Source organism: Massilibacterium senegalense, assembly GCF_001375675.1.
GTDB lineage: Bacteria > Bacillota > Bacilli > Bacillales > Massilibacteriaceae > Massilibacterium > Massilibacterium senegalense.
This window is the reverse complement of the sequence record NZ_LN831785.1, coordinates 186,993-205,521: the sequence shown is the minus strand read 5'-3', so window position 1 is coordinate 205,521 and position 18,529 is coordinate 186,993. Positions and strand designations below refer to the sequence as shown.

Genomic DNA, 18,529 nt, shown 5'->3' with positions numbered 1-18,529 from the left:
AAAGGAACGATTCTGGTGGATAAAGCATTTGCACAAAAAAGAGCACAAGAATTACGAGCGTTATTGCATCAATATGGATATGAGTATTACGTATTGGATTCCCCAACAGTCCCAGATAGTGAGTATGACCGCTTGATGCAAGAACTTATTCACATTGAAAAGGAATTTCCAGCATTGATTACAACAGATTCCCCAACACAACGTGTTGGGGGAGAACCGTTGTCTGCTTTTACAAAAGTACAACATGATATCCCTTTACTTAGTTTAGCCAATGCTTTTAACGAACAAGATTTGCGTGATTTTGATCGTCGTGTTCGTTCAGGTGTTGGAGAAGAAATTTCGTATGTTTGTGAATTGAAGATTGACGGGCTTGCAGTTTCTTTAAAATACGAAAATGGTTCCTTTGTTCAAGGGGCGACACGTGGAGACGGAACGACAGGAGAAGACATTACTGTTAACTTACGGACAGTTCAATCGATTCCACTTCGTTTAAAACAACCGGTAACGATTGAAGTGCGCGGGGAGGTGTTTATGCCGAAGCGTTCATTTGAACGTTTAAATGAAGAACGTGAAAAACAAGACGAAATGTTATTTGCCAATCCGCGGAATGCAGCTGCTGGTTCTTTACGACAATTAGATCCTAAAATAGCAGCCAGTCGTCATTTAGATATATTTTTATATGGTATTGCATCAGTGGATACGTTAGATGTACCGGTTGCAAGTCATAGCGAAGGATTAGATTTCTTAGACGAACTTGGTTTTAAAACGAACCAAGAACGAAAAAAATGCGATACGATAGAAGAAGTTTTTACTTTTATTTCGCATTGGACGGAACAACGACCGAATTTGCCGTATGAAATTGATGGAATTGTCATTAAAGTCAATGCACTTTCTCAACAAGAAAACCTTGGAGCAACCGTAAAAAGTCCACGTTGGGCAATTGCGTATAAATTTCCAGCGGAAGAAGTAGTGACGACATTACGTGGCATTGAATTAAATGTAGGACGAACAGGTGTTGTCACCCCAACTGCTATGTTAGACCCAGTACAAGTAGCAGGAACAACCGTACAGCGAGCAACGTTACACAACGAAGATTTTATTCGGGAAAAAGAGATTAAAATTGGGGATCGTGTTGTGATTAAAAAAGCAGGAGACATCATCCCAGAAGTAGTTCGCGCGTTAAGTGAACAACGAACAGGCGAAGAAGAAGAGTTTTATATGCCAACTCATTGTCCGGCTTGTGAAAGTGAATTAGTTCGTCTTGATGATGAAGTGGCACTTCGTTGTATCAATCCAAAATGTTCGGCACAAATTCGGGAAGGGCTGATTCACTTCGTTTCCAGAAATGCGATGAACATTGACGGTCTTGGTGAAAAAGTCATTACACAATTATTTAATCACGGGCTTATTAAAGATGTAGCAGATTTATATCGATTAAAACGGGAAGAATTAATCCAACTAGAACGAATGGGAGAAAAATCGGTAGATAATCTTTTACAAGCAATTGAAACATCTAAGAAAAATTCTCTCGAGCGACTATTATTCGGATTAGGCATTCGTTATGTAGGTGCGAAAGCTGCGAAAACATTAGCTAAACACTTTATGACTATCGACAGACTTAAAACAGCAACATTAGAAGAATTAATTACTGTTGATGAAATTGGCGAAAAAATGGCAGAATCAATTACAGCCTACTTTCACAAAGAAGAAGTGCATGAATTAATAGAAGAACTCCGCGATTTTGGGGTAAATTTAACCTATTTAGGTCCTGTGGATCTTCCGAAAGAAAGTGAAAACCATTATTTTAATGGAAAATCAATTGTGTTGACCGGAAAATTAGAACAGTTTACACGAGAAGAAGCAAAAGAAAAAATCGAATTGCTCGGTGGAAAAGTGACAGGCAGTGTAAGCAAAAGTACCGATTTAGTCATCGCTGGTGAAAAGGCAGGTTCAAAATTGAAAAAAGCAGAAGAATTAGGAATTGAAGTGTGGGATGAAGCTCGTTTAGCAGAAGAACTAAACGGATGAGGAGGAATAGTGGATGGTTAAACGGCTTACCATCGTTTTGCTGATAACAACTCTCTTATTAAGCGGTTGTTTACCGGGGAAAAAAGATAGCGGGTTAACATCGGAGAATAAAGAGGGGAAAAAAGAAAAAGTAGAAGTAAGTGAAAAAATTAATACAGAAGAAAATTACTATGCGACCGTTTTACCGTACAAGCCTGGAAACTCACGTGGTCTTGTGAGTGAATGGGTAGAAAATCGTTTAGATATTGACGAATTAGAAATGGGTTTAATGAGAATGTCTCAATCAGAATTTGATCCAGACGATTTTGTCTATCAAGATGGTCAATATTTGAGTAAAAAGAAAGTGAAATCTTGGTTGCAACGAAGTTCAGAAAAATATCCAGAAGGATTAAATAAACCATTAAACACAGATGGAATGTCCATTGATCAAAAGTTAGAAGCATATAAACAAAACCCAGCAGTTGTTTCTTATATTTTAGAACAAAACTATTTGAAACAAAAAGGTGAGGATTTAGAGTTAAAAGGAATTTCAATTGGAATTGCGCTTAATTCTAAATATGCCTTCCAAGTTATAGATGAAAATGGATTATTGCACTTCGGGGATGTAAAAATAAGTAACGAACAACTCGAAAAAGAAGGACAAAAAGCAGCGGAAGAAGTCGTGCGACGAATTCGGACGGACAAAGATATTCCGGATGTCCCAATAGTCATTGGATTGTTTAAAGAAGAAGAAAGTCAATCTTTAACACCAGGAAATTTTTTCTTAAAAACAAAGGTGGGTTCTTCTAGCACTGCTATTAATAATTGGGATAAGGTAAATGAAAAGCATTTATTATTCCCTTCTAAAGAAGCCAATGAATTTGATCCTGCATTATCTCGTACGTTTAATAATATTAAAGGAAAAATTGGTGACTATTTCCCAAGTTATGTAGGAGTCATCGGACGAGGGTATTATGAAAATAATGAAATAAAACGATTAACAATTGAAATTCCAATGCAATTTTACGGAAAATCAGAAGTAATCGCCTTTACCCAATATGTCGCAGATACGATCAGTGGCATCGATAACTATATTTCTGTGCAAGTTTATATTACGTCTATTGAAAAGCAAGAAGCCGTCATTGTAAGGGAAGCAGGAGCTGGCGAACCGACTGTGCATATTTATTATTAAATTTAAAAGAAATGATGTATAAATTAGCCGTATGATTCAAAGTGGTGGTAAAATAAAAAGATGTGTGCAACTGCATACATCTTTTTGTCGAATTGTATTCGAATATTGCTAATTCAAGTGAATTTTTGGTATTATCAAAGTATTGTGTTGTACGAATTTTTGGAGGTGAAGAGTATGTCAAGAATTACTAAAGAACAAGTAGAGCACGTTGCTCACTTAGCAAGATTAGAAGTGACAGAAGAAGAAGTAGAAATGTTTACAAACCATTTAGATGCTATTATTCAATATGCAGAACAACTAAATGAATTAGATACAGAAAACATTAAACCAACGACACACGTATTAGATATTAAAAATGTACTGCGTAAAGATGAAGTTGGCGAAACAACAACGCATGAAGAAATGATGAAAAATGCACCAGATTCGGAAGATGGTCAAATTAAAGTACCAGCAATTTTAGACTAAGGGAGGGAAAAAGATGTCTCTTTTTGATCAATCATTAAAACAAATTCAAGAAGCTTTACATAATAAAGAATTATCTGTAACAGACTTAGTAGATGAGTCATATAAACGAATTAATGAGGTAGAAGATAAAGTACAATCTTTTATTACATTAGATGAAGAACGTGCACGTGAGGCAGCGAAAGCTCTAGATGAAAAACGTGGGGGAGAAGTAAGCTCACTATTTGGTATGCCAATCGGTATTAAAGATAACATCGTGACAAAAAACTTACGTACGACATGTGCGAGTCAATTTTTATCTAACTTTGACCCAATTTACGATGCGACTGTTATGCAAAAATTACAAGAAGCAGAAACAGTAACAATCGGTAAATTAAACATGGATGAGTTTGCGATGGGTTCTACAACAGAAAACTCAAGTTATCAAAAAACACGTAACCCTTGGAACCTTGATTGTGTACCAGGTGGTTCTAGTGGTGGTTCTGCTTCATCTGTAGCAGCAGGAGAAGTATTTTTCTCTCTTGGTTCTGATACAGGCGGTTCAATCCGTCAACCAGCTGCGTTTTGTGGGGTAGTAGGGTTAAAACCAACATACGGTCTAGTTTCTCGTTTTGGATTAGTAGCATTCGCTTCTTCTCTTGACCAAATTGGACCAATGACACGTACAGTAGAAGATAATGCGTATTTATTACAAACCATTGCAGGGCATGATAAAAACGATTCTACAAGTGCAAATATTGATCTTCCTGATTATTCAAAAGCGTTAACAGGCGATGTAAAAGGATTAAGAATCGCCGTTCCGAAAGAATATATCGGAGAAGGGGTAGACCCTGAAATTCGCGACGCGGTGAAAAAAGCGTTAGCACAATTAGAAAAACAAGGTGCAACATGGGAAGAAGTTTCTCTTCCACATTCTAAATATGCAGTAGCAACGTATTATTTACTTGCTTCATCAGAAGCTAGTGCGAACCTTGCTCGTTTTGACGGTATTCGTTACGGTGTACGTGCAGAAGCAGAAGGCTTAGTAGATTTGTATAAAAAATCTCGTAGTCAAGGATTCGGTGATGAAGTAAAACGTCGTATCATGCTTGGAACATTCGCGCTTAGCTCTGGATACTATGATGCTTATTACAAAAAAGCACAAAAAGTACGTACGTTAATCAAAAAAGACTTTGATGATATTTTTGGAAAATATGATGTAATCATTGGACCAACAACTACTACAACAGCGTACAAAATTGGTTCTATGATTGATGATCCATTGAAATTATATACAAACGATATTTTAACTATTCCAGTAAACCTTGCAGGTGTACCGGCAATTTCTGTACCATGCGGACTTTCAAGTGAAGGATTACCAATCGGCTTACAAATCATTGGGAAATACTTTGATGAAAGTACTGTCTATCGCGTAGCTCATGCGTACGAACAAGAAGCTGGCCACTATAAAGCAAAACCACAACTGTAAGGGGGGAATCAATCATGAATTTTGAAACAATTATCGGTATTGAAGTTCACGTAGAACTGAAAACAAATACAAAACTATTTTGTGATAGCCCAGCTCACTTCGGTGGAGATGCAAATACACACGTTTGTCCTGTTTGTTTAGCATACCCAGGTGTGTTACCTGTCGTAAACGAAAAAGCGGTCGATTATGCGATGCGTGCTTCAATGGCATTAAATTGTCAAATCGCAACAGAAACGAAATTTGACCGTAAAAACTACTTCTATCCAGATAACCCGAAAGCATACCAAATTTCTCAATTTGATCAACCAATTGCAGAACATGGTTTGGTGGAAATCGAAGTAGACGGGAAACCGAAAAAAATCGGTATTACACGGATTCATATGGAAGAAGATGCTGGTAAATTAACACATCCAGCTGGTGCACCGTATTCATTAGTAGACTTTAACCGTGCGGGAACACCATTAATTGAAATCGTTTCAGAACCAGATATGCGTTCTGCAGAAGAAGCATATCAATATCTAGAAAATTTACGTTCCATCGTTCAATTTACAGGCGTATCAGACGTAAAAATGGAAGAAGGTTCTTTACGTGCGGACGTAAACATTTCTGTTCGTCCTGTTGGTCAAAAAGAGTTCGGAACAAAAGTAGAGTTAAAAAATATTAACTCTTTTAACTTCGTGAAAAAAGCGATTGAATATGAAGAACAACGTCAAATTCAAGAACTTTTAAATGGTGGCGAAATTTATCAAGAAACTCGTCGTTGGGACGATGCGAAAAAACAAACAATCGTAATGCGTGTAAAAGAAGGTTCAGACGACTATCGTTATTTCCCAGAACCAGATTTAGTAACGTTATACATTGACGATGAGTGGAAAGAACGCGTAAGAAAATCAATTCCAGAATTACCAGAAGCGCGTCGTGCACGTTATGTATCAGAACTTGGATTACCAGAATACGATGCACACGTCTTAACATTAACGAAAGAAATGTCTGATTTCTTCGATGCAGTAGTAAAAGCAGGAGCGGACGCAAAACTTGCTGCTAACTGGTTAATGGGGGATGTTTCTGCTTATTTAAATGCAGAGCAAAAAGAATTAACAGATGTGGCGTTAACACCTGAATTACTTGCAAAACTTGTGCAATTAATCGAAAAAGGTACTATTTCGTCTAAAATTGCGAAAAAAGTATTCGTTGATGTCATTGAAAAAGGAGAAGACCCAGAAGAAGTAGTAAAAGCAAAAGGTCTTGTTCAAATTTCAGATGAAGGCGAATTACGTAAAATCATTACAGCTATTTTAGACGAAAATGAACAATCGATTATTGACTTCAAAAACGGGAAAGATCGCGCAATCGGCTTCCTAGTTGGACAAGTAATGAAACAAACAAAAGGGAAAGCAAACCCACCAATGGTAAATAAAATCTTACTAGAAGAAATCAAAAAACGGTAAGTGAATAATGATGAGAAAGGAATTCCTGTTTAAGCAGGAATTCTTTTTTCGAATATACAAAAAGTAAATGGGTGTGCACCAATCGCGAAAAAACTCGTTTTTTGAACCGTTTTTCGTACAAAATGTTACATATTTAGCATATGCACCATCTGAAATCCATAGAGGGAACGAATGATTAATATGGATAGGTATGAATTTATGATGATAGGATGATGAAAGATGAGAAAGCGAGCAAGATTAATTTATAATCCAACCTCTGGTCGAGAACAAGTAAAAAAGGAATTGCCATATATATTAGACCGCCTCGAAACGGCTGGATATGAAGCAAGTGCGTTTGCGACTAAAAAAATGGGGGATGCAACCAATGAAGCGCGTCGTGCGGTAGAAGCACGATTTGATTTAGTCATTGCAGCAGGTGGAGATGGTACGATTAATGAAGTCATTAATGGGCTTGCAGAGCAAGATTACTATCCAAAATTTGGAATTATCCCTGTTGGAACAACGAATGACTTTGCTCGTGCATTACAAATTCCGAGAACAATTGAAGGAGCTTGTAATGTTCTTTGTGAAGGCTACAATATGCCTGTAGATATCGGAAAAGTAAATGAACAATATTTTATTAATATCGCTGGTGGTGGAAAATTAACGGAAGTTTCCTATGACGTACCGAGTAAACTAAAGACAGTATTAGGACAACTAGCATATTTTATTAAAGGTATTGAATTATTACCTTCTTTTCGTCCGACAAAAGTACGAATTGAGTATGATGGAAAAGAATTTGAAGATGAAATTATGTTGTTTTTAGTTGCGAATACAAATTCAGTCGGCGGTTTTGAAAAATTGGCACCAGATGCTTCTTTGAATGATGGGATGTTTAACTTAATTATTTTAAAGAAAACAAATTTAGCTGAATTTGTTCGACTTGTCTCACTTGCTGTTCGTGGGGAACATTTAAATGATCCAAATGTCATTTATGAACAAGCAAACCGGATTAAAGTATATCCACAAGAAGAAAAAATGCAATTAAATTTAGATGGTGAGTTCGGTGGCATGCTTCCAGCTGAATTTGAAAATTTATATCGGCATTTTTGTATGTTAGTACCAAAAGAAACAGCAGAAGCTTTTCAGAAAAAAGAAGCGGAAAATGGGGTTAAAACGGATGAAGCAGTTACCAGTGAATAAAAATGAACAATATGAAGTTGTTATTGATGATTTAACGCATGAAGGGATGGGTGTAGCAAAAGTAAATGGTTACGCTCTTTTTATTCCGAATGTATTAATTGGAGAACGCGTTAAGATAAAAGTCGTAAAAACAAACAAAGGATTTGGCTACGGAAAATTAATGGAAGTAATCGAACCGAGCAAAGAACGGGTAGAACCAATTTGTGATGTGTATGGTACTTGCGGTGGCTGTCAGTTACAACATATGTCGTATGAAGAACAGCTTCGTTTTAAAGAAAATTTAGTAAAAAACAATGTAGAACGAATTGGTCATTTTGACGATGTAGAAGTTCGTCCGATTATTGGGATGGAAGAGAGTCTCCATTATCGAAATAAAGCACAAGTACCAGTACGAATGCAAGATGGGAAAATTGCTGCTGGATTTTTTAGACCAAGAAGCCATGATATTATTGACATGAAAAAGTGTTACATTCAACACGAAGAAAATGATGAGCTCATTCAGCTTGTCCGTGATGTGATGGAAGAACTACATATCGAACCGTATGACGAAGAAAACCACCGTGGTGTGATCCGTCATATTATGACAAGGATTGGTGTAAACACAAATCAAGTGATGCTTGTACTTGTGACAAGAGCGCAAAAAATACCGATGAAAGAACTGTTTATTGAAAAAATAGTCGAACGTTTTCCGAATGTGACATCAATTATTCAAAATATCAATGCAAAACGAACAAACGTTATTTTAGGAGAAAAAAATAACGTATTATATGGTTCAGCCACTATTCAAGACTATATTGGCGACATTTACTTTGAAATCTCACCACATTCTTTTTTCCAAGTAAACCCGGTGCAAACAGAAAAATTGTATAAAGAAGCATTACATGCAGCACAATTAACAGGAAAAGAAACAGTCATTGATGCGTACTCAGGGATTGGCACGATTTCTTTATTTTTAGCAAAACAAGCAAATAAAGTATACGGTGTGGAAATCGTTCCAGAAGCAATTGAAGATGCCAAACGAAATGCTGCATTAAATGATATTCATAATGTTGAATTTTTCGTTGGAAAAGCAGAACTTGTATTAGAAAAATGGAAAGAAGACGGCATCCACGCAGACGTCATCGTTGTCGATCCACCACGAAAAGGATGCGATGCAAACTTGTTAGAAACAATCATCGCCATGGAACCGAAACGGATGGTGTACGTTTCCTGTAACCCGGCAACATTAGCGCGGGACTTACGGATATTGGTAGATGGTGGTTTTAACGTAGAATATGTGCAACCTGTGGACATGTTTCCACAAACGAATCATGTGGAATGTGTATCGTTGCTACAAAGAGAAACTATATAGAAATCCTTAGTTTTAAACACTTTCACAAGCATTTCGTGTTTGTAGGAGAAGGTGAAAAAACGAGAAATAAAGTACTGAAAAACCACATTACCGTTTCAGTGGTAATTGATCTGGGGTGTGGGAATACAAGAGATAATTAAGAAAAGAAAGATTTACCGGTAAATTTATAAAATAGTGATGGTGATTTATTAAATCACCATCACTATTTTTATGTTTAATGTAGTATGATTTGAATGTTGCGAAAACTATAGTTTTTTTATCATTAAGTGTGAGACTAAAATAAAGTAATGAATTTTATTAGTTTATCCCCCTAAATAATACAATTAAATCACTATATATTGTGTGGTATTTAGTTGTCGTTACTATATATGGTTGAATGATGATGTTATATAAGATAGAATAATAGCAAAGATAACATTAGGAGGGAAATAAATGGTTGATATGCAAAAACACTTCACAAATTTTCATGATGAAATTAAATTGGATTACGAAGATAATTCATTGTTAAGGGATTATCGTGACCAAGTTATTAGTGGATTAGAAGATCATTTAGATATTGATCATTCATTTAGTCATTTTCTTCAAGGTAGTTATGCTATGCATACTGGAATTAAAAGTATCGATGAAAACATTGATTTTGACATTGATATAGCTTTAAGTATTGATATGAAAAGAGAGGATTGCATTAATCCAGTCACTGCAAAAAAATGGGTGAAAGAAGCGATGGAGAAGGAATTTCCTTCAGCTGAAATAAAAATAAAAAAACCATGTGTGACCATTAGTTTTGCTGGCGATTCAAATGACGAAAATGTTCATGTAGATATAGCTATTTATGCAAATGAAGATGGAAACTACTTTTTGGCAAAAGGAAAAGAATTTAGTTCAAGCGAAAATAGATATTGGGAAGAAGCGGATCCAAAGGAGTTAAAAAATAAGATTACTAATAGTTATGATGGTGTTGACGATAGAAAACAATTCAGAAGATGTATAAGATATTTAAAAAGGTGGAAAGATGAGAAATTTAATCAAGAAAATCGACCAAATGGTATTGGTATTACTGTCTCTGCATTAGAAAATTTTTATCCATATTCTGTTACAGATGCGTTTTCAGGAAAGAAAACATACAATGATTTAGATGCTCTAGAGAACTTTGTAAAGAATATGTTAAATAGTTTTGCCGAAACCTATAATTTCGAAGAGGATACATGGTATTCAAGATTAAAGGTTTACCTTCCAGTTAAACCTAGAACAGATATATACGAACAGATGACTGATAAGCAGATGAATGATTTCAAAGATAAGCTTAAAAATCTATCAGAAGATCTGGAATATGCTAAAAATACATTAGATGAACATGAAGCAACTAAAAGAATGAATAAACATTTTGGGGATGATTTTATTATAGTTTCTGAAGAAGATGTTGTTTCAAAAGCGGAAAGAAATGCGTTTGTTTCAGATTATCCAAGTGCTTAGGTGATATAATGTTGGATGAATATATTGAGTTAGTAAAAGAGAAATTAAGTAATGTTAGACAAGCAGATGACACGGGCATTTTAGGAGAATATTCAAGCAGCAATGGAAAAGTTATAGTTTTGAAAATTACCTTACCTAAATTGTTTCCGGTAGTGCTCCCCAAGATTTTCATTCAAAATATAGAGGAATTAAAAATATTTATTCCACATGTTGAACAAAATGGATTTATTTGTTTTTCAACAGAGAACAACATTTTATTTGATAGAACAACACCCAAAACATTAGTTTTAGCTTCTTTAATGAAAGCGATAGAGACAATAGAATCTGGAATTTCGAAAACTAACATTTCAGACTTCAGGAAAGAGTTCGTTGCATTTTGGGATGCACAAAAAGACATAAATACTGTAAGTAATTTCGTTAGCCCTGATAACTCAATTAAGGCTATTGATGTTCTCGGTGATGGTGAACATTTGATTGTATGTGATAAGCTAGATGACGGATATATTCCTGATGAAATTGAGAGATTTTATCCAAACAAAATTCAGCAGATATCTTCGATAGATGCTCTTTTTATACCTTTAAGAGACAATAATAATGTTTTGCCTCCAAATCCAAGACAAGGTTGGAGTAAGAAGCAACTAAAAGCAGTTATTACTAAAAACTTATCACAATCCAATAAAGTATTTTTTAATAAATGGATTCAGTTAAAAAACGGCAAAAAAGGTAAAATGATTCTACTGAGTATTCCAATCGAAGAAAATAATGATATTATTATAGGTGTTTTTTTGAAGACTAGAAATACTTCATTTAAAAAATTTACGGGAAATATTACCCCGCTATTAGTGAAGAGACTCGATTTAGAATATTTACTTGAAAGAACAAGTGGAGACCATAGTTTTATTAATTTAAATATTGCTTTAGTTGGAGCGGGGTCAATTGGGAGTAAAGTTGCGTGGGAGTTGTCAAAGTTTGGGATTAGAAAAATGACTATTATTGATCCGGATATATTTTCAGTTGATAATCTGTATCGACATTCGCTCGGAGCTAGTAGTTTTCATGGGAAAAGTAAGGGGATATTTAAGTGCGAGGCATTAGCAGAAAGTTTGGAAAAGGATTCACCATTTTTAACTGTGGAATATGAAGCAATGAATGTGTTAGACATTTTGGAAAAGGAAGAAAATTATTTTGATACATTTGATTACATTTTTATTTGTATAGGTGATACTATGACAAGCTTACAATTAAACCAATTGTTCTCTATGAGAAAATATAGAGTATTTTATTCATGGGTAGAACCTCTAGGTATTGGAGGTCATTCTTTATATATAGATTATTCAAGCCAAGGATGTTATGAATGCCTATACACTGATCCAATAACAGGGAATTTGACTCCCAACAGAGCATCCCTTGCAGAAGAAGGGCAACAGTTTGAAAAGAACTTAGCTAGTTGTAGATCTGCTTTTATCCCCTATGGTTCATTGACTTCCAGTCGTGGTGCCTTGGAAGTTGTTGAACTATTTCAAAAAGCGGTTTATAAAGAGGTAGAGAATGGTATTAAGACCTGGCTTGGAGAAACGTCTACTTTTGAGTCTAAAGGCTATAGATTTAGTCAAAGGTATTTTAGTTTAAATAAAATAAATAGCTATCAGTCTAATTTTAGAAATAATAAATGTAAAATTTGTGGGGTACGGCATGATCATTTTTGAAAATTATCATTTAGCTGTTGAGTTAACTTCTCAAGTTGAGAATCTTTTTAAGGGGTATGTTCAGATTGATTCCGAAATGAGTGAATCTGGGGGTGTCCTTATGGGGAAGAGACTGAGGAATGGAAATATTGTCATTACTGATGTAACTTTACCGCAACCGGAAGATGAATGTAGTCGTAATTACTTTAAAAAGAATAGAATTATTCATCAACAGCTATCTGATGCAATATGGATGAATAGTGAGAAAAAAATTATTTGTATTGGTGAGTGGCACACACATCCAGAGGGCATACCATCTCCATCTAGTGTAGATAAAAGTAGTTGGATACGTAATGTAAAAAAACAAAATGATGAAAATAACTATATTTTTATTATTGTAGGCATAAATACAATCAATGCTTGGAGTTGTAATAAAAGTTTTAAAATAACTAAAATGGAAAGGGTCATGGAAATTGAAGATATTTAAATCAAAAATTATTATTCAAATTATTCTTATTATCCTACCGTTTTTAGCTACTCCCATTATGGTATATTATAATAGCCAAGCATTTAATGGGATAAAGAACATTTTAATTAAAAAATATTTTTCCGATATTATAACAGAAGTGGAAATTATAATATCTTCATTGAAAATTAATAGTAATATTGTAGTAATAGCTGTTTCAATGGCATTGTCCTATTTATTGTTAGTTAAGTTTCGGGCGTGGAATCAAAACAAATTTGTAAACAAGGGTAATAATTACATTGATTGTTCTTATGCATATTTTTTTATAGCAGGAAAAATATTGAATTATAGTAAAATAAATTTAGTTAGAATTCCAATTTGGCTTCAATACTCTATCATAATAGCTGATACCTTTGATGAACTTATATATAGCGATGATTTAGACATAGATAGTAATGAAGCAAGTGCCAAGATATTTGATAATAACAAAGACTTTTCAAAGGTAAATTTAGTAATAGAAGATACGTACACTATTTCAATTGAACAGATACCTGAAGCCAAAAGAGATTTTCCTCTTATAATAATCAGCAGAGCCAATGTTGATGGTAGAGTAAGAAAATATAGTAAAAGTCTTGTGAACTTAGTTTTAAAGAAGGTATATGAATATGAAAATGAATTAAGTGAATTAAATATATATGCGACTACAAATACCAAACATAATTATGAAATTGCTGAGAAATGCTTTAAGACAGGGAATAGATCTTCTAATTATAAATTAAAAATATATCAACAAAGTTCTGAAGGCAAAAGGATGTTCACCACTCCTTATTCCATTAAGAAATAAACTTCAAAAGTACTATATATTCTATTGTTTTTCTATTCGGTTAAATTGAAATCTTTGAAGGGAAACTTAGTATTCTTCGTTAGCATATTTACATCAAGATCTGTCTATTTGTTTTTTAAATTTTTTTGCAATCGTTATTTTTACAAAGTTAGAAAAAATGATTCTAAATATTGATAAATAAACCATTAATCACATCAAAATCGTCATTTGAACGGCATCTACCAATAGATGGCGTTTTTTTGTTGTGAGAATTTAGGAGTGATTAATTATGTGTCCCTTTTATTCCCGTTCCCCTCCCATTTATTTAGTTTGTTACTTTTGCACATAAATAAAACTAAAATGAAGAAAAGAGGTATGTATTGTGGAACTAAAATATGTAATTCCCAACATGGAAAAGACATTTGGAAATTTAGAATATGCTGGTGAAGGTAAGATGGAACAACGCCGTATTAATGGGCGTATGACAACATTGTTGTAAACGCTAAAATAGAGTGAACAGTTTCTGCTAAGATGCATTGAACACATTCGACAATCTTTTATCCACTTCTAGTAAACTATTAGTATTCGTTTATTGGGGGTTGGAAAATTGGAGGAGAAATTCATGCTCTATATAGAAATTCATCAAATGTATAAGCGAAACTTTACAGTTTCACAAATCGCTAAACAACTTAAAATCTCACGTACAACGGTTTATAAATACTTAGATATGACTTTCGAAGAAGTTCAAGAATGGTTTGGGATGGGCATGAAGAAAACAAAAAAGTTGGATGAATACCTTGACTGGATTTTGGCTTGGTTAGAAGAATTCCCACATCTTAGTGCTGCTCAAATCAAAGACTGGCTAATCGAAAAGTTTCCGCAATTAAAGGTTGGGGACAGCACAGTTCGCTTGTATGTTCGAGAAGTACGTGAAAAATATCAAATTGAAAAGAAAGCGAAAATACGTCACTATGAGGCCGTTCCGCTACAACCGATGGGAAGGCAGATTCAAGTAGATTGGGGTGAAACGAAACAAAAAACGATACATAACAAGGAAGTGAAACTCTATTTTATCGCTTTTGTCTTAGCCCATTCTCGTTATAAATATATGGAATGGCAAGATCGCCCGTTTACGACAAAGGATGCGATTCGTTGTCATGAAAATGCTTTTCAATTTTTTGGAGGGATACCCGAAGAAATCGTTTATGATCAAGATCATTTACTGACCGTGAGCGAAAACGCAGGAGATCTTATTTTGACAACGGATTTTCAAGTGTATGTGAAAGAGAGAAAGTTTTGTGTTCACTTATGCCGAAAGGCAGATCCAGAGTCAAAAGGAATGATTGAAAATGTCGTGAAATATATCAAGGGGAACTTCGCAGATAGCCGTGTTTTTAAGGATATCGATGATTGGAATGAACGTGCGATTCAGTGGCTTTCTCGTACAGGCAATCATCAAGTTCACTACACAACAAAAAAGAGACCTGCAGAAGTGTTTCTCCTCGAAAAGCAACACTTACAGCCTGTCTCTCCCTTACTTTCTTACGAAAGTACCAATGGGGTTAGTATAACAAGAAATGTGAACAAGGACAATACCATACGTTATCAATCAAATCGATATTCAGTTCCTCTCGGTACGTATCAATCAAGTGGGAACAACACAGTATGGATTGAAGTGAGTGGCACCCATAGCGACAAACTGATCATTAGAAGCAATAAGAACGGTGACGTTCTTGCCGAACATACGATTAGCCATGAAAAAGGTGTCCTTATAAAAAATCGAAATCACAGTCGAGACCGTTCCAAAGGGATCGAACGATTGAAGCAAGATGTGTTGGAAGTGTTGGAATATGCCCCACTGGCGAGTGAATACATCGATGAGGTTCTCGCTCGTTATCCTCGTTACCGTCGTGATCAATTAGAACTCCTTTGTTCAGTGGCTTTACAGGAGCCAGTATGGATGGAGGAAGCATTGAAAAAATGTGTAGAAGAAAAGCTATACAGCGCTAACGATTTTAGAGACGTTGTCTCTTATTTAAAACAGCAATCGAAAGGACAAGTATCAAGTTTGAACGACTTTCTGCCCGGTTCAGGAAAAAGAATTAATATACAGGTTGAAACACGCCCCATGAGTGCTTATACAAGTATTTTAGGGGTGATGCATTATGAATGAAACGGTGAAAAAGCTACAATCACACTTTAAACAATTGCGCTTAGCAGAGACCGCCCAGGAGTTACCACAACTTCTAAGAGAGGCTGAGAAAGCGTCTTGGACATACCTTGAGTTTCTCGGTGCAATTACACAGTTTGAATTGGATAAAAGAGAACGAAAGAGCATGGAACGACGCATGAAATGGGCCCGCTTCCCTTCTCAAAAGACAGTAGAGGATTTTAACGTAGCTGCGCAGAATGCGCTGAGTCAGCGTCAACTTGCGCAGCTACAAGAATTAAGTTGGCTTGAACAGTCCTATAATTTGATTCTGTTGGGGCCACCTGGGGTAGGAAAAACACATCTTGCGGTGGGATTAGGAATAGAAGCGATTCAAAAAGGGTTTCAAGTCTATTTCGTTACCATGGGAGAGTTAATTCAACTGTTAAAAACGCAAGAATTTACACATAAATCGCAAGTACAAATCAAACGTCTTCAAGCATCTGATTTGGTTATAATTGATGATTTAATGTATATGGCCATGGATCAAAGAGAGGCTAATCTATTTTTTCAACTCATTCATTTTTTATATGAACGAAGTTCGATTATTTTAACGTCAAACAAAAATCCGGAGGAATGGGCAGAATTAGTCGGTGATGAAGGTGTGATGACAGCGATTCTCGATCGTTTATTACATCGCGTAGAAGTTATAAACATGAATGAGGATAGTTACAGAATGAAAAATCGGCAAACAATCTTTTAAGTGAAAGTGTTCAGAGGAAATTAGCAAAAACTGTTCAATTCTACTTGACGGTTACAATTGTCACGTAGTTATAATTTGTATTCCGATATTCAACGTGCGGATGATATTGAGGTAATCTTGCCACAGGAAGCAGGAGAGAAATTCTTTGATCATGAGGAAAAAGTGAAGTTGGTCAATGCTAAAATTACCGCAGAAGGTTATAAAATTGGTGATCGTGGTTTTACAAAATACATTTTACATGCTGACGATATGGTTAAAGCATAAGGAGGGAAAAACATGAGATTAGCGGAAGGAATTGTCATTGATAAAGAAAAGACATTCGGATTATTAAAATTTTCGTCATTACGTCGGGAAGTGTTCTTACAGAATGAAGATGGCACAGTATCAACGGAAGTAAAAGAACGCACGTATGATTTAAAGTCTCGTGAACAAGGACGTATGATTCAAGTAAGTATTCCTGCATCCGTTTCATTAAAAGACTTTGATTATAATGCAGAAGTAGAACTAATTAATCCTGTTGCAGATACAGTCGCAAATGCAACTTTTCGTGGGGCAGATGTGGATTGGTATATCAAGGCAGATGACTTGGTTTTAAAAGGGAAAACGACATCGCCGAGCACTAATAATCAAAAATCCACTCCTAACAAAGATAAATAATGAAATTTTACCGAAAAAGAGGGAAGCGAATCCGACCGAGTGACGCCTTTCTCTTTTTTCAATTTATCTTCTTTGGACTGTTTGGTGTATGGCTTGTTTTCTTTATCCCTTTTCATGTAAAATTTTTACTTTCTACAACGTGGGAACTTGATCTATTTCAAACGCATTTTGTAAGTATGTATGGAGTAACTTCATTAATTATTAGTTTGGTAATGGTGGTAATATGTGCTTTTGTTTATTATCGGTATCGTTACAACCATCTAAAACAATTGATGCATCGACAAAAGCTCGCAAAAATGATTTTAGACAATCAGTGGTATGAAACAAAACAAGTGATGAATAAAGGGTTTTTCAAAGATATCCCATCTAGTAAGGCAAAGGAAAAAATCAGTCATTTTCCAAAGATGTATTATCGGTATGAAAAAGGCATGATTCATATTCAAGTAGAAATAACGCTTGGTAAATATCAAGAGCCACTGTTAAATTTAGAAAAGAAGTTAGAAAGTGGTCTGTACTGTGAATTGATATCGAAGGAATTATATGATTCCTATGTTGAGTATGTCCTGTTCTATGATATGATTGCGAATCGTATTTCGATTGATGAAGTCATTGCACAAAACGGTAGCTTAAAGCTCATGAAATCAATGGATTGGGAATACAATCAGCTGCCACATATGTTGATTGCCGGCGGAACAGGTGGTGGAAAAACATATTTTATTCTTACATTGATTGAAGCACTGTTAAAAACCAATGCGAAGTTATACATCTTAGATCCGAAAAATGCGGATTTAGCGGATTTAAATACTGTCATGCCCGATGTGTATTACAAAAAGGAAGACATGATGACATGTATTGATCAATTTTATGAAGCGATGATGGATCGAAGTGAAAAAATGAAACAGATGCAAGGGTATAAAACCGGGGAAAACTATGCTTATTTGGGCTTAGCTCCTCATTTTTTAGTTTTTGACGAATACGTGGCTTTTATGGAAATGCTTGCATCTAAAGAAAGTACGGCTGTATTAACGAAATTAAAACAGATTGTCATGTTAGGACGTCAAGCTGGATTCTTTCTTATTCTTGCTTGTCAACGGCCAGATGCAAAATATTTAGGGGATGGGATTCGTGATCAATTTAATTTTCGGGTTGCTTTAGGAAGAATGTCCGAACTAGGATATGGCATGATGTTCGGATCGGATGTCCAAAAACAATTTTTCCTAAAACAAATCAAAGGACGCGGGTATGTCGATAAAGGAGATAATGTGATTACCGAATTTTACACACCACTTGTGCCAAAGGATCATGACTTTTTAAAAGAGATAGAGAAACTAGCTCCATAAAGGCTGTCCCAGTGCGGCGGCGTGCGAAGCGTAAGCCGATGTGCTGGGCAAAGCCTGCGTGGC

Annotated in this window: 17 protein-coding genes; all 17 read left to right on the top strand. The window is 35.3% G+C overall.

Going from position 1 to position 18,529, the window contains the following annotated elements:
• The first annotated feature begins 15 nt into the window (after positions 1–15).
• The 17 genes from ligA (at position 16) to BN1372_RS01635 (ending at position 18,466) form a co-directional block, all read left to right on the top strand.
• Positions 16–2,028, top strand: coding sequence for an NAD-dependent DNA ligase LigA (gene ligA, locus BN1372_RS01715; protein ID WP_062197164.1), 2,013 nt, complete (start codon positions 16–18; stop codon positions 2,026–2,028).
• 13 nt (positions 2,029–2,041) lie between these two features.
• Positions 2,042–3,199, top strand: a complete 1,158-nt coding sequence (locus BN1372_RS01710) for a CamS family sex pheromone protein (protein ID WP_062197163.1) — start codon at positions 2,042–2,044, stop codon at positions 3,197–3,199.
• Positions 3,200–3,373: 174 nt separating this feature from the next.
• Complete coding sequence (gene gatC, locus BN1372_RS01705) at positions 3,374–3,664, top strand: Asp-tRNA(Asn)/Glu-tRNA(Gln) amidotransferase subunit GatC (RefSeq protein ID WP_062197162.1); 291 nt, start codon at positions 3,374–3,376, stop codon at positions 3,662–3,664.
• A 13-nt stretch (positions 3,665–3,677) separates the two neighbouring features.
• Positions 3,678–5,129 carry an Asp-tRNA(Asn)/Glu-tRNA(Gln) amidotransferase subunit GatA gene (gene gatA, locus BN1372_RS01700; protein WP_062197161.1) on the top strand — a complete coding sequence of 484 codons (1,452 nt, stop codon included), beginning with the start codon at positions 3,678–3,680 and terminating at the stop codon, positions 5,127–5,129.
• Between the two features lie 14 nt (positions 5,130–5,143).
• Positions 5,144–6,577 carry an Asp-tRNA(Asn)/Glu-tRNA(Gln) amidotransferase subunit GatB gene (gene gatB / locus BN1372_RS01695; RefSeq protein WP_062197160.1) on the top strand — a complete coding sequence of 478 codons (1,434 nt, stop codon included), beginning with the start codon at positions 5,144–5,146 and terminating at the stop codon, positions 6,575–6,577.
• A 219-nt stretch (positions 6,578–6,796) separates the two neighbouring features.
• On the top strand, positions 6,797–7,759 hold the full coding sequence (locus BN1372_RS01690) for a diacylglycerol kinase (RefSeq protein ID WP_062197159.1): 963 nt from the start codon (positions 6,797–6,799) through the stop codon (positions 7,757–7,759).
• A complete protein-coding gene (gene rlmD / locus BN1372_RS01685; protein WP_062197158.1) occupies positions 7,737–9,110 on the top strand; it encodes a 23S rRNA (uracil(1939)-C(5))-methyltransferase RlmD in 1,374 nt (457 codons plus the stop codon). The genes BN1372_RS01690 and rlmD overlap by 23 nt, the downstream gene beginning before the upstream one ends.
• A 432-nt stretch (positions 9,111–9,542) precedes the next feature.
• Positions 9,543–10,583 (top strand): nucleotidyltransferase domain-containing protein, encoded by a 1,041-nt coding sequence (locus BN1372_RS01680; RefSeq protein ID WP_062197157.1) that lies wholly within the window; start codon positions 9,543–9,545, stop codon positions 10,581–10,583.
• An 11-nt stretch (positions 10,584–10,594) separates the two neighbouring features.
• Positions 10,595–12,289: a ThiF family adenylyltransferase gene (locus BN1372_RS01675; RefSeq protein ID WP_187118381.1), complete on the top strand. Its 1,695-nt coding sequence runs from the start codon at positions 10,595–10,597 to the stop codon at positions 12,287–12,289.
• Positions 12,276–12,755 carry a Mov34/MPN/PAD-1 family protein gene (locus BN1372_RS01670; protein WP_062197155.1) on the top strand — a complete coding sequence of 160 codons (480 nt, stop codon included), beginning with the start codon at positions 12,276–12,278 and terminating at the stop codon, positions 12,753–12,755. The genes BN1372_RS01675 and BN1372_RS01670 overlap by 14 nt, the downstream gene beginning before the upstream one ends.
• On the top strand, positions 12,742–13,578 hold the full coding sequence (locus BN1372_RS01665; protein WP_062197154.1) for a hypothetical protein: 837 nt from the start codon (positions 12,742–12,744) through the stop codon (positions 13,576–13,578). The genes BN1372_RS01670 and BN1372_RS01665 overlap by 14 nt, the downstream gene beginning before the upstream one ends.
• Positions 13,579–13,939: 361 nt before the next feature.
• Entirely contained in the window at positions 13,940–14,056 is a 117-nt protein-coding gene (locus BN1372_RS01660) for a DUF961 family protein (RefSeq protein WP_456085396.1), read from the top strand.
• 123 nt (positions 14,057–14,179) lie between these two features.
• Positions 14,180–15,730 (top strand): IS21 family transposase, encoded by a 1,551-nt coding sequence (istA, locus tag BN1372_RS01655; protein WP_147515318.1) that lies wholly within the window; start codon positions 14,180–14,182, stop codon positions 15,728–15,730.
• Positions 15,723–16,469, top strand: coding sequence for an IS21-like element helper ATPase IstB (gene istB / locus BN1372_RS01650; RefSeq protein ID WP_062197152.1), 747 nt, complete (start codon positions 15,723–15,725; stop codon positions 16,467–16,469). The genes istA and istB overlap by 8 nt, the downstream gene beginning before the upstream one ends.
• A 57-nt stretch (positions 16,470–16,526) precedes the next feature.
• A complete protein-coding gene (locus BN1372_RS01645; protein ID WP_456085395.1) occupies positions 16,527–16,733 on the top strand; it encodes a DUF961 family protein in 207 nt (68 codons plus the stop codon).
• 12 nt (positions 16,734–16,745) lie between these two features.
• Entirely contained in the window at positions 16,746–17,126 is a 381-nt protein-coding gene (locus tag BN1372_RS01640) for a YdcP family protein (RefSeq protein WP_062197151.1), read from the top strand.
• Positions 17,126–18,466 (top strand): FtsK/SpoIIIE domain-containing protein, encoded by a 1,341-nt coding sequence (locus BN1372_RS01635; RefSeq protein ID WP_062197150.1) that lies wholly within the window; start codon positions 17,126–17,128, stop codon positions 18,464–18,466. Before BN1372_RS01640 ends, BN1372_RS01635 begins: the two co-directional genes overlap by 1 nt.
• Positions 18,467–18,529: the final 63 nt, after the last annotated feature.